The organism is Cerasicoccus frondis (genome assembly GCA_031296915.1).
In the GTDB taxonomy this organism is placed as follows: domain Bacteria; phylum Verrucomicrobiota; class Verrucomicrobiia; order Opitutales; family Cerasicoccaceae; genus Cerasicoccus; species Cerasicoccus frondis.
The window spans coordinates 37,798-50,017 of the sequence record JAVDPC010000026.1 but is presented as its reverse complement, the minus strand read 5'-3'; the positions used below and the strand labels follow the sequence as shown (position 1 = coordinate 50,017).

At 57.9% G+C, this 12,220-nt stretch carries 7 protein-coding genes; 5 read left to right on the top strand and 2 right to left on the bottom strand.

The genetic code is table 11. The features are described 5' to 3' along the window. Window positions 1–782: 782 nt before the first annotated feature. From RBB63_RS17890 to RBB63_RS17870, 5 genes are all read left to right on the top strand, one after another. Window positions 783–4,637 (top strand): PKD domain-containing protein, encoded by a 3,855-nt coding sequence (locus RBB63_RS17890; RefSeq protein WP_309386361.1) that lies wholly within the window; start codon window positions 783–785, stop codon window positions 4,635–4,637. A gap of 184 nt (window positions 4,638–4,821) precedes the next feature. Next, window positions 4,822–7,020, top strand: coding sequence for a WD40/YVTN/BNR-like repeat-containing protein (locus RBB63_RS17885; RefSeq protein WP_309386360.1), 2,199 nt, complete (start codon window positions 4,822–4,824; stop codon window positions 7,018–7,020). A 44-nt stretch (window positions 7,021–7,064) separates the two neighbouring features. Beyond that, a complete protein-coding gene (locus tag RBB63_RS17880) occupies window positions 7,065–7,583 on the top strand; it encodes a hypothetical protein (protein ID WP_309386359.1) in 519 nt (172 codons plus the stop codon). 31 nt (window positions 7,584–7,614) lie between these two features. Continuing rightward, on the top strand, window positions 7,615–8,301 hold the full coding sequence (locus tag RBB63_RS17875) for a polysaccharide deacetylase family protein (protein ID WP_309386358.1): 687 nt from the start codon (window positions 7,615–7,617) through the stop codon (window positions 8,299–8,301). Between the two features lie 165 nt (window positions 8,302–8,466). Next, complete coding sequence (locus RBB63_RS17870; RefSeq protein WP_309386357.1) at window positions 8,467–9,135, top strand: prepilin-type N-terminal cleavage/methylation domain-containing protein; 669 nt, start codon at window positions 8,467–8,469, stop codon at window positions 9,133–9,135. A gap of 254 nt (window positions 9,136–9,389) precedes the next feature. On the opposite strand, the gene RBB63_RS17865 is transcribed toward RBB63_RS17870, so the two are convergent. Continuing rightward, window positions 9,390–11,000, bottom strand: a complete 1,611-nt coding sequence (locus RBB63_RS17865; RefSeq protein WP_309386356.1) for an ABC transporter substrate-binding protein — start codon at window positions 10,998–11,000, stop codon at window positions 9,390–9,392. Between the two features lie 100 nt (window positions 11,001–11,100). Then, window positions 11,101–12,174, bottom strand: coding sequence for an ABC transporter ATP-binding protein (locus tag RBB63_RS17860; RefSeq protein ID WP_309386355.1), 1,074 nt, complete (start codon window positions 12,172–12,174; stop codon window positions 11,101–11,103). Window positions 12,175–12,220: the final 46 nt, after the last annotated feature.

Here is a 12,220-nt window from a genome sequence, read left to right as displayed (position 1 = left end):
AACGGAACGTTGTTTCTCTCCGAATAGGAGCTACCAGCGGATTTAGTAGATGGGCTCCATTGTGTTAGCTCTTAATATTTTGTGAATAACTTTAGGGAACATACCTTGCTAGTATCGTGTGTGATCCCAATGACTTTATTACCTATATCATGGGGTTCGCGTCGATCACTTCGTCAAGGGGAGGCCTATAAGCTTTCTGTTTCAGATCGCTTATTCACCGCAAAAAGTAAGCGGGAGGCGAAAAGCCTTGCTCGAAGTCTTGCAGCGAGTCACGTTAACGGCGTTGTGAAGGTATGGATTGGCCCCGATTTGCTCGCCGGTTCTGCTTGTCGCAGGATTAGCAAATCTAATCAAAAACGCAGTTGACAGAGCTACGTCGTGATACGGTGGGATTTAGGGTTATGCTTTTTCTGCAGAAGGACACCCTCTATATATTGTGCGCAATCATAGGCATTGCTAATTTTAAGAGTGCTTGGATATGGATTATACCGCAATCGAATCGCGAAGGTCCGCAGCCAGGAACTGCTGGGCGTATTTTAGACATGCAAACTCTCAGACTCAGTGAAGCATAATTTCTCTAAGCAATTCGCAAGCGCTATTTGTTGTTTCAAGCCGCTGGTGCAATGCAGCGGTTTCTTTGTGCCACCAATCTTGCTGTGACTGTAACAGTGACAACGGCGTTCAACGATAACTCAAATTCAATAAGCTACCAACAACCCCTTCTACTTGCATCCAAGCCTACCCCATGGCTGCGATGGCGCACTTTTGTGCGTGCCCCCTTTATGCTCAAATCAATAGTCCTACCCCTCCTCGCATGCCTCGCCCTACCCGCGATCTGCCTTGCGAGCAACCCCCTGCGTCCGGACGCCAATGGCGTGGTGGACACAGTGTTTAACGCCGACTACAACGAAGCCGTCTATGGCCGTTGGCTCTCCAGCAAAATGGGCGGCGGCGGCTACATGCTCAACGTAGTCATGAACGAAGCCGACCCCGACATCCTCTACGCGTACAGCGACGTGGGCGGCATCTTCCGCTCCGACGACAACGGACGCAACTGGCGCATGGTCCACAACACCGTGAGCCCACAAAGCCTGGATTGCGTGCGCGACCTCCTCGTTGACCCCAACGATCCAGATAAAGTCATTGCCGCGGTCGGCACGCGCTGGGCGCCCCGGCAAGGCATCTTCATCAGCAACGATGGCGGGCAAAGCTGGACTAAGACGCTCGATTGCCCAGTGTATGGCAACGGCGGCAACCGCAGCGCTGGCCGGATACTTCAGCGCTCACCCGACAACGACGACACCCTGTATGCGGCCCCCGGCAGCGATGTTTACAAAAGCACCGATGGCGGCGTTACCTGGACTTCGCTGAACTTGCAAAACCACTACGTGACCGATCTGAAGATCGACCGCGCCAACGCCAACCGCATCTTTGTGTGTGCAGAAGCGAGGACGATGTCCACCATCGATACATGGACATCGACCCGCCAATACACCACGCTCACCGGCGGGCTCTTTCGTACAGACAACGGCGGCTCCACCTGGACAACGGTTGTCAGCACCGCCCCGCGCGAAATGGTCCAAAGCCCCACCAACGCCAGCCGCTGGTACGCAATCCGTGACGCGCGCCGTATCGAATACACGGACGACCTCGGTGCAACCTGGACTGATGATTCAACCGGGCTGGCGCTAACGAGTTCATCGAATCCCTCGCCCATGTGGGACAGTAGTTACCAGAGCCTGGCCGCAGGGTCTGACTTTCTGTTGGTCGGCAGCGGGTCCGGCACGTTTTACATCAAGCAACCGCTGAACGCGGACTGGTCTGCCATTACCAACGTTGGCCGCTATCAGGGGGACTGGTATGCGAGGACTGTTGCCGGGGAGTGGGATCACTTTGGCCGCGCCACGGCCTCGGTGGTGATCGACCCGAACGACGACGATCACTGGTTCTTCACCGACTACTATTCCATCCACCAAACTTGGGACGCCGGCGCCAACTGGACGCTGACCATCGACGGCATTGAGAACACCGTCATCCACGAAATCGCCGTGGACCCCAGCGACGCCAACATCGTCCACATGGCCATGGCGGACAACGGCTACTACCGCTCGACCGACGGCGCCGACTCCTTCCCCACGCGCGCAGGATCGACGACGAATTGCAAAGCGATCGCGGTTGCCCCGTCCGACCCGGACACGGTTTACATCGTGGGCAACCACAACTGGTATGTCGGCTGGTATTCCAACACCGTTTACCAAAGCACCGATGGCGGCGAAAACTTTGGCCGCCAGAACATGACGAATGTGCCCAAAGATCCCGACACCGCGGGTGACGACATCGACCAATGGCTGGTCAACTCCATCGCCGTGGATTCCAGTGATCCGCAACAGATTTACATCACCGTGAGTGGCGCCGTGTCCTCAAGCGCAGGCGGCGTGTGGGCCAGCGCCGATGGCGGCGACACCTGGGCTTGGGACAGCACGGGGCTGCCGTCATCATCGAGCTTTTTCCAATCGTCGATTTGGGACAACGGTCATCAGCTTGCGCGGAATTTCAACGGCTCCATGGTCGCAGCGACCAGTGGGAATATTTACTACCGCGACAGCGATACCGACAGCTGGGCGCAGTCCACGATTACCCGCCACGGTGGGCAATTCACGCAAGTTCATGCGTCCCCAACCGAGAGCGGCGTGTACTATCTGGCCGAGAGTGACTACGGCCTGCATCGCAGCAATGACAATGGGGAAACGTGGACCCGTGTGCTGAGCCAAGGCGTGCAATCCCTGGCCGTTGATCCACAGCAGGATCGGATCGCGGTGTCGCTCGATGAAGCCGGTGGCATCCTGCTCAGCGAAGACGGCGGCGCCACCTGGATCACGCTCGATAACGGCATTCCGCAGCGCTACCGCCTCAAGATGGCTTTTGCCGGTGAGCGTCTCGTGGTCGGCACGCCGGGCAATGGAACGCTCTACATTCCGCTCACCATGGAGACACTGGAGATCGCGCAGCCAGCCAACGACTACGGCGTTTACGCAACGGACCAGCTAGCATTGCTGCAAGCCTGTTGGGCGGATTATGAAGCACCAGCTTCGGTCACCTGGATTCTCGTGGGCTCACCCAGCGGCGCGCAGATCGATCAGCCCAATAGCCCGCGCACCACGGTTCGCTTCACCGCTGAAGGTCGTTACACCATCTTGCTAACCACGGTTTCAAGCGACGGCCTCACCACCACGCGCACGGCAGTGCTCACTGCGCTCGACAGCCAACCGGTGGGCAATCACGTCGAGCTCGGCGGCGAGCTAACGATCGAAGCCGAGAACTATAACAGCATCGCCAACGGCACTGGCGCCTTTGCCGGGCAATCCTGGATATTCAGCGATCAGCAGGCCGGCCACACGGGCACTGGCGCGATGACAAGTAGTAGCAACATCGGCAGCAATTCCGGTGATTCCACCAACGGTCCTCGCTTAAGCTACAACGTGCATTTCACCACCCCCGGTACTTACACCGTTTGGGCGCGGTTGCATGGCGGAAGCAACGTCGATGACTCCGTGCACTTCGGGCTCAATGGCAGCCCCGTGACCTTCGGTTTGTATGGCGTGGATACGCCCGCGGACGGCTCCTGGTCATGGAGCAATCGGTATAATTACCAGTCGGCCACGATCACTATCCCGAGCGCGGGCAGCCATGAGATCCAAGTCTGGATGCGCGAAGACGGCGTGTGGTTCGATAAGCTTTACCTGACCACCGGCAGCACAACGCCAACCGGCTCAGGCGCCATTGGCTACGGAGCATTGACCAACACCCCGCCGACGACCGGCATCCACATCCCCGAATACGCAATGGTTGACTCGTCGTTTGCCATCGAGGCGGAAAATTACGCGACCTCGCATGCGGGCTCAGGCCCCTTCGCCGGGGACAGCTGGACCTTGACCACCGCGCAATCCGGCTACTCTGGCAGTGGCGCGCTGACCAGCCCCAGCAACACCGGTAAGAACTCCGGCGATTCCACCGACGGACCCCGCCTCGACTACACCGTGTATTTCAGCAACCCGGGAACTTACTACGTGTGGGCGCGGCTGCATGGTGCCAGCAATGTCGACGACTCCGTGCACTTCGGCCTCAATGGCAGCCCCGTGACCTTCGGCTTGTATGGTGTCGATACGCCCACCGACGGCTCCTGGTCTTGGAGTAATCGGTATAATTATCGGGCGGCCAAGGTCACCATCCCGAGCGCAGGTGAATACACCGTCAATGTCTGGATGCGCGAAGACGGCGTTTACTTCGACAAGCTTTACCTGTCGGCCAGCAGCAGCGCGCCATCGGGAACCGGCCCCACCGAAGCCGCCGCAGACTTCACCGCCGCGACATCCAGCAGCATCGCTACAGCCGATGTGGCAACGGGCGCCGCGATTGCGCTCAACGGCTCGGCCTCCGATGATGGCATTCCCGCCAGCCCGGTGCTGAGCTATCAATGGGAACTCGTCAGCGGACCCGGCGCCGCCACCTTCAGCAATGCCACGTCCGCCAATGCCTCAGTCGTGCTGAGCACGGCGGGAAGCTACGTGATCCGATTTTGCGTTAGTGATGGCGAACTCGCGACGGCACAGGAAGTCTCGCTACAAGCAAGTAACTGATCATCTCGCGTTCGCCGGGATTTCGGTGCATCGTTCGAGGAACCCTTTTTCCTGAACGATGCACCATTTCCCAAGTTACAGTAACAATCGAACTAATGTTTCTAATTGGGGACAATGGGCGTTAAAGTGCTTGAATACATTCAATCCAAGGCCCCATCGCGGGCTGCAAACACCCAAGTATCCAATGCTTCGCCCATTGTTGCTCCCCCTCATCATTCCTTTCATTGCTGCGGCCCAGCCCGCAGGCGACCCCTTGCGCCCGGATGCCGAAGGCGTCGTGCAGGCAGTTTTCAACCCGCAGGAAAACCTCGCGGAATACGGCCACTGGCGTTCGAGTAAAATTGGGGGCGGCGGCTATCTGCTCAATGTCGTCACGAATGACGTCAACCCGGATATTGTTTACACGCATAGCGACGTTGGGGGGATTTTCCGCTCCGACGATGGCGGGCGCAATTGGCGTATGCTGCACAACAACGTGGAGCCACAAAGCCTGGACTGCGTGCGCGATATGCTCGTCGACCCGCAGAACCCGGACATCATCATCGCTGCCGTGGGCAACCAATGGACCCCAATGCAGGGTCTTTATAAAAGCACGGATGGCGGGCAAAGCTGGAAAGAAGTTTACCACACCCAGGTGTTCGGCAACGGCCCCAACCGCAGCATGGGCCGCATCCTCCAGCGCTCCCCCGACGAGCCGCAAACGATCTACGCGGCGCCCGGCATAGAAGGCGTGCTCGTCAGCCGCGACGATGGCGAAACGTGGGAATCCATCGGCATCGACAACCTCTACGTCAACGACTTTAAAGTCGATCAAACCAACGCCCAATACATGTTTATTTGCGCTTCGGAGCGCAAAATGTCCAGCCGTCAGGCCTGGGGCGGCGCGACCACCAAGCACGAGCTCGGCGGCGGCCTTTTCCGCTCGGATGACGGTGGCCAGACCTGGGGTAAGCTCTCCGATGAAGCGCCGTTGGAGATTATCCAGAGCCCCATGGAACCGCGCCGCTGGTACGGCATCTTTAACTCCATGCGCGTCAAATACACCAACGACGCAGGCGGCACGTGGATCGATGCGTCCGAAGGCCTCGACCTCGCCGACTCGCGCCCCAGACCGACCGACGGTAACAGCTACCGGGCGATTGGCGCAGGCCCGGATTTCCTCATTCTGGCCAATGGCCAAGGCAAGTTTTTCGTCAAAAAGTCCGTCAACAGTCCGTGGGTCGAAGTAGAATCCGAGCGCATTCAAGGCGACTGGTTTGCCCGCAGCCGCCCCAATTCCTGGGATAAGTTTGGTCGCGCCACCGCCAGCATTGTGGTCGACCCCAACGATGAAAACCACTGGTTTTTCACGGATTACTATACGGTCTATCAAAGCTGGGACGCGGGCAAAACCTGGACGCTGACCATCGACGGGATTGAAAACACCGTGATCCACGCCGTCGTTCAAATGCCCCACGATCCGAGCATCGTCCACATGGGCATGGCCGACAATGGCTACTTCCGCTCCGACGACGGCGCGGCCTCGTTCCAGCACACCACCGGCTCGTTCGACAATTGCAAAGCTATCGCCGTGGCGCCGTCGGACACGGATATGGTTTACCTGCTAGCGCCCAAAACCCACGGCTGGTACGCGGACACCGTTTACATGAGCAGTAACGCCGGCAAGAGCTTCAAGCGCATGGCGATGGGCGGCGTGCCCAAGGGCAAGGACGACTACCGCGTGAACTCCATTGCCGTCGACTCCGAGGATCCTTACAAGCTCTACATCGGCGTCAGTGGAAATGTCGCCCCGGGCCAAGGTGGCGTCTGGGTCAGCACCGATTTGGGTGACACCTGGAGCTGGGACAGCGAAGGCCTGCCGCAGGGCAAAGGCTTTTTTCAAAGCTCGATTTGGGACGCAGGCTACCAACTGGCGCGCAACCGTAATGGCTCGATGGTCGCCATTCAAAACAAGGCGGTTTACCGCCGCAGTAGCGACGCCGAGCCCTGGCAGCTCGCAGATATTCAACCAAGCAACGGCTGGAGCAAGTTCATGCAGGTCTTTAGCTCACCGAGCGAAACGGGTGTGTATTATGTGTCCGAGCAAGGCGGTGGCCTCTACCGCAGTGAAGACAGCGGCGTGACTTGGCGTCAAGTGCTCGACCGCGGTGTCGAGTCCATGGCGATCGATCTGAACAACAGCCAGCGCCTTGCCGTCTCCCTGCATGGCAACGATGGGCTGTTGCTCTCAACCGATGGCGGCGAGACTTGGGAAGCCTTGGACAACCACATTCCTCAACGCCACCGCCTTAAGCTCGCCTTTGCGGGTGATCGGCTGGTGGTCGGCACCCCGGGCAACGGCGTTTTTTATCTCCCGTTATCGGACAAGACGCTCCTGCAATAGCGCGCGATATTTTAAACAATCAATCCCCCTCAGATAACCCACCGATGAAAATTAATCTGAAACACATCGTGGCAGCTATCGCGCTGGCCTGCGCCTCTGGCTCCGCAATCGCCGAACAAGTCAAAAACATCCTGCCCTACGGAGCATGTGAGCAAGGCAAGCTGGGCTGGTATGTATGGAGTAAAGCGGGCTCAATCGAACTGGAAACCGACCGGAATGGTCTCGGCTCCGGCAAGGGGCTGAAGATCATCGCCCAGGGGGATGCCGTTAATGCCAGCGTTTCAATGCCCTTTAACTATCAGGGGCGCGCCACCATTTCGGCCCTCGTCGAATGCGACACCATCGACACCACCAAAGTGGTCCTGCAGTGTTTCAACTACGAGGGGCAGCAAATCGCCTGGATCGACCTCGCACACTTGAATAACGATGGCCGAGTGACCCAGATCAAGAAAACCGTCACGATTCCCGATGGCTCTCACAAGGTCAACCTGGCCCTCATCTTCTCTTCTCCCGGCACGCTGCGCATTGACGACATCGTGGTAACGCCAGCGCCTGTCGAATAAAGCATTTCATCCCTACAAACGATACCAATCCATGAATAAACTATTAAGACACTCCATTCTGCTTGTGGCCGCCTGTTGCATCTCGGCCACAGCTTCAGCCGACGACACAACGGTGAAACGCATTAAGTCCGTGGACACTGATCAGCCACTGATTGCGCTGACCTTCGACGACGGCCCCAACGAATTAACGCCCAAGTATCTGGAGCTCTTTGAGAAGGAAGGCATTAAGGCGACTTTCTTCTGGAAGGGAAAGAGCGTCGCCGGACGCCCAGAATTGGCCAAGCGCATTTTGGCCGAAGGCCACGAAGTGGGCAACCATTCCTACACGCACCCCAACTTCCAAAAGATCAGCGACGAAGAAGCCGTCAAGGAAGTCATGGAAACCCAGGAAGTCATTCAGGAAGTCACCGGCTTCAAGCCGACACTCTTCCGGGCGCCCTACATCGTCTACACGCCCAAGCTCATGGAAATCCTGACCGAAGCCGAGCTGCAGCCGATCGACTGCTCAGTTGGCGTCAAAGACTGGCACGAGGACACCACCGTCGAGTTGATCATTGAGCGCGCAACGACTGAGAAAACCAAAGCCGGCACAATCATGCTCATGCATGACTGGTCGCCCAAAAGCCTGGCCGCGCTACCGACCATTATCCAGCAACTGAAGGCCAAGGGATACCAGTTCGTCACCGTATCCGAGCTGCTCGAAGCCGCCAAATCATAGCACCATTTTCAATATGTTCACTACTAAGCGAGGTCAGGGATGGCCTCGCTTTTTTGCGCTTCTCTCTTACGGATGCGCGGCAAATGTTACAGTAACGTGAGTTCATGCCTTCCATTTTCCTTAATTTCAGTGCTAGGTTAGCCGTTTTAACACTTACCCCTGAAAATGAATCGTTTTCTACTTAAAATATCCTCCACCCGCAAAGCCTTTACGCTAGTTGAACTGCTCGCCGTTGTCGCGATTGTTGGCATATTGAGCAGCATCATCATCGCTGTGGTTGGCAATGTCCGCCAATCTGCAGACCAAACCACCTGCGCGAGCAACCTGCGCGAGCTACAGCTTGCGAGCATATCATATGCTGCCGAACAAGGCTATTACGTGCCAAGCATCATCAACTATGAGAAGGGCAACGGCAGCATTGACCGCGTATATTGGTATAATAACCCGATCTTTCTGGATCACCTGGGCTCGGAAAAACAGTTAAGGTGCCCGACACACGAATACCTGAAGTCCGACTCGCCCAAGGCTGGGAACTTCAGCTACGGCATTAATTTTACCAACTTGGAAGGCGGCTGGAGCGAGCCGGGCATTAAGCGCACGGCAACGATGGTTCAGGTCGAGAATCCAGTCGATACGATGGCGTTCGCCGATGGCGTAGACTGGCAGATTGCCGATTGGGCCGCCGATAAATACGTAGCGGAAGAATACATCGCCCATGCGATAGCCTATCGGCATAACGGCAAGGCCAACATCGTTCGCTTCGATGGCAGCGTGTCTGCAATGTATCGGGAGGAGGTCGTTAAGAATAATGACCTCTGGAAAATCGAGCAGTAGCTGACAAACAATCGGTGCTGTTTTAGCACAACAGCCCATGCTATGTTGCTCCAACAACCGATGCTATGATGGGGAAACAACCGAGCGGTTGTTGTGCACACATAGCATAAGGCTTTTTCAAAACACAGCATAAGGCTTTTCGAAAACAACCGAGTAGGCTTTTCGGAAACATAGCATAAGGCTTTTTGAAAAAGGCTTAGTAGGCTTTTTTCTGGCCTGCCTTGTGCGACTGATCTTACAGGAAGCAGGTAATATTAGCCTTGGCCGCCGTCGGCGATTTGTTGGGCGCGGCGGTACTGCTCACGGAAGTGGCCAGAGAGCTGGGTGAGCAGTTCCAAACGGCCCAGGGCGCCCTCGCCCAGTTTTTCATCGATCGTGGTCTTGGCCTGCTCGTAGTCGATGGCGGAAAGATCGCTCAGCACAGCGAATGCGGCGTCGGCGTCGGCGGTGCGGCCTTCTTCGCGGGCCCGCAGAATAGAGCCCCACGCGGCGCGCAGTTCCTCACCCGGGTCGATGAATGCCGCGCGGACCACGAAACGCAGCTCGCTGAACAGGCGTCCGGTCCATGCCGGCTGGTAGACAAAGCCCTCGGTCTCATCGTAAGGGAGGACCGTGGCGTCGGAGCGGTATTCCGCAAACTGCGGCTCGTAAAGATCGCGGCGGATCGGCGAGCGGCGCAGCGCGTAGTGGATCGGGCCGCCGGGCGCGCCGACCTTGAAGTCCCACAGTTTCTGCCCCTCCTGCGAGAGCGTGTATTCGATGAAGGCCTCGGCAATTTCCTTGTTCGGGGCGCCGCGCAGCAAGCCAATCGGGTCTGCCGAAATCGACGATCCGCCTGGTGGCATGATGAAGCCGAAGCGATCGCCGCCGCCCCGGTCCACGAGGTTCTGCTCCTGGAATCGTCCGTAGAAATCGATGGCCATACCGATGGCGCAGTCCCCCGCCGACACGTCGAGCACGGGCTTCGTCGCGGAGTCGGTGAAGTAGCGGGCGTTGGCGCTGATTTGCTGGATCAGCTGCATGCCGTTCATCCAGCCTTCGGGCACGGCCTGCTCCTCGGGCACGCCGGCGGCAACGAGCTCTTGCATTTGCTGCTGCACAAGCATTTCGAAAGCCTTGGTGATGGAGCCGCTCTTGGTCGGGTCAGCCACGGCGACGCTGCCGTAAAACTTCGGGTCAGCCAGGTCTCGCCAATGCGAGGGCTCGCCCTCAAAGCCCGCGCTGCGCAGCTCATCGCGGTTGAAAATAATGCCAAAGCTCGACAGCACGGCGCCGACGTAGCGGTGTTCATTATCCCAGAAGACTTCGCCGGAAAACGTCTGCGGAATCATCTCCTCGGTGAACCAATCCGGGTGCTTTTCGAAAATATTGTTGGCGACCAGCATCCCCTGCTGAGCCTTCACGTTGAAGTCATACCAGCCGCCGCCATGAAACAAATCGATGCCCACGCCAACGTTGCTGGCGAGGAAGGCTTCGCGAGCAGCTTTCGCTTCCTCGACCTGCGCCGGATCCTTTGGCGTATAACGCGGGTTGCCAAAGGCAGAGGCGACGTTTTCGTTCCACACGCGGCCGAGGTCGCGCGTCCAGTAGAGCCGGAACTGGTTCGTGTATTCGGCGTTGAGGTATTTAACGATCTCGCTGGTGCCGCCCGGGCTGCGCCAGTCGATTACAACCACCTTGCCGGTTTGCGCCTCATACCACTTGCGAAAACCCGTCTCAAACTCGTAGCGAATCGCCTCATTGTGCGGCGAAATGATGATCAGCTTCGCGTCGGGATTCTTGACGATATCCTGCTTCTTACGCAGCGCAATCGGCACCCCAACAACGAGGGCAATGAGCAGGACAATGATGGAATTTTTTAGCACTAATAACGCAGGTTAGAATTTCACGCAAAGACGCAAAGACGCAAAGGCCACTCCACCGAATTCTTTGCGACTTTGCGGCTTTGCGTGAGGAATCATTCGTTTAGTCGGTTAAAATGACTACGTCTTCGGGGCGAGCGGTGGCGTAGATTTGGCCATCGCGGCAGCCGCCGAGGTGCTGCGGGTTGATTTCCGAAACACGCAGGGACTCGCCGCCTGCGGTGGGCGCGACGTCGTAGTGCGCGACTTCGCCGTAGTAAGTCAGGCCGCTGATCGTGGCGGGAATTGCGTTCACGGCGGCGGCCTTTTCTTCGAGGCGCAGCATCTCCGGACGAATCATGATCGTGACCGCGGCGCCCGCCGAAAGCGTGGTCCCTTCGGGCGCTGAGCCGAGCAGCTCGCCGAAGCTTGTTTCGACCACGTAAAAGCCATTGGCCATAGTCTTGAAGTTGCCCGGGATGAAGTTGGCCTCGCCAATGAAGTCCGCGACAAACTTGTTCTTCGGACGGCGATAGACGTCCACCGGACTGCCGACCTGCTGGAGTTCACCGCGCGAGAAAACCGCCATGCGGTCTGCGATGCTCAAGGCCTCCTTTTGGTCGTGCGTCACGTAAATCGTGGTCAGCTGATACTCCTTGCAGATGCGGCGGATTTCCAGGCGCATGTCGTTGCGGAGCTTGGCGTCGAGGTTCGAAAGCGGTTCGTCGAGCAGCAGGCACTTGGGGCGGATCACCAGGGCGCGCGCGAGGGCCACACGTTGCTGCTGGCCGCCGGAAAGCGCGTTGGGCTTGCGGTCGCCGTATTCCTCCATCTGGACGGAGGCCAGGGCTTCGCGGGCGCGCGCGAGGCGTTCGGCCTTGGGCACCTTTTGCTGCTCCAAGCCGAAGGCGACGTTTTCGAGCACGGTCATGTGGGGCCACAGCGCGTAGCTCTGGAACATCATGCCGGTGCCGCGCTTGTGGGGTTCCTTCCTGGTGACGTCTTCTTCGCCGAAGAGAATCGTCCCCTCCTCCGGAATGTAAAAGCCCGCCAGGCAGCGCAGCAGCGTCGTCTTGCCGCAGCCACTTGGGCCAAGGAGAAAAAAGAGTTCACCCGGCTCGATTTCAACATCGATCCCAGCAAGCGCCGTCGTCTCGCCAAAGCGTTTCACCACGCCTCGCACACTAACCCCAATCATGCGGGCAACGTCAGCGAATGCGGCGCCAAGTGTCAAAACAATCGCG

Bases quoted from the DNA above. Each gene is read 5' to 3' on its own strand.
- RBB63_RS17890 (WP_309386361.1), top strand. From the start codon at position 783: ATGCTCAAATCAATAGTCCTACCCCTCCTCGCATGCCTCGCCCTACCC.
- RBB63_RS17885 (WP_309386360.1), top strand. From the start codon at position 4,822: ATGCTTCGCCCATTGTTGCTCCCCCTCATCATTCCTTTCATTGCTGCG.
- RBB63_RS17880 (WP_309386359.1), top strand. From the start codon at position 7,065: ATGAAAATTAATCTGAAACACATCGTGGCAGCTATCGCGCTGGCCTGC.
- RBB63_RS17875 (WP_309386358.1), top strand. From the start codon at position 7,615: ATGAATAAACTATTAAGACACTCCATTCTGCTTGTGGCCGCCTGTTGC.
- RBB63_RS17870 (WP_309386357.1), top strand. From the start codon at position 8,467: ATGAATCGTTTTCTACTTAAAATATCCTCCACCCGCAAAGCCTTTACG.
- RBB63_RS17860 (WP_309386355.1), bottom strand. From the start codon at position 12,174: ATGATTGGGGTTAGTGTGCGAGGCGTGGTGAAACGCTTTGGCGAGACG.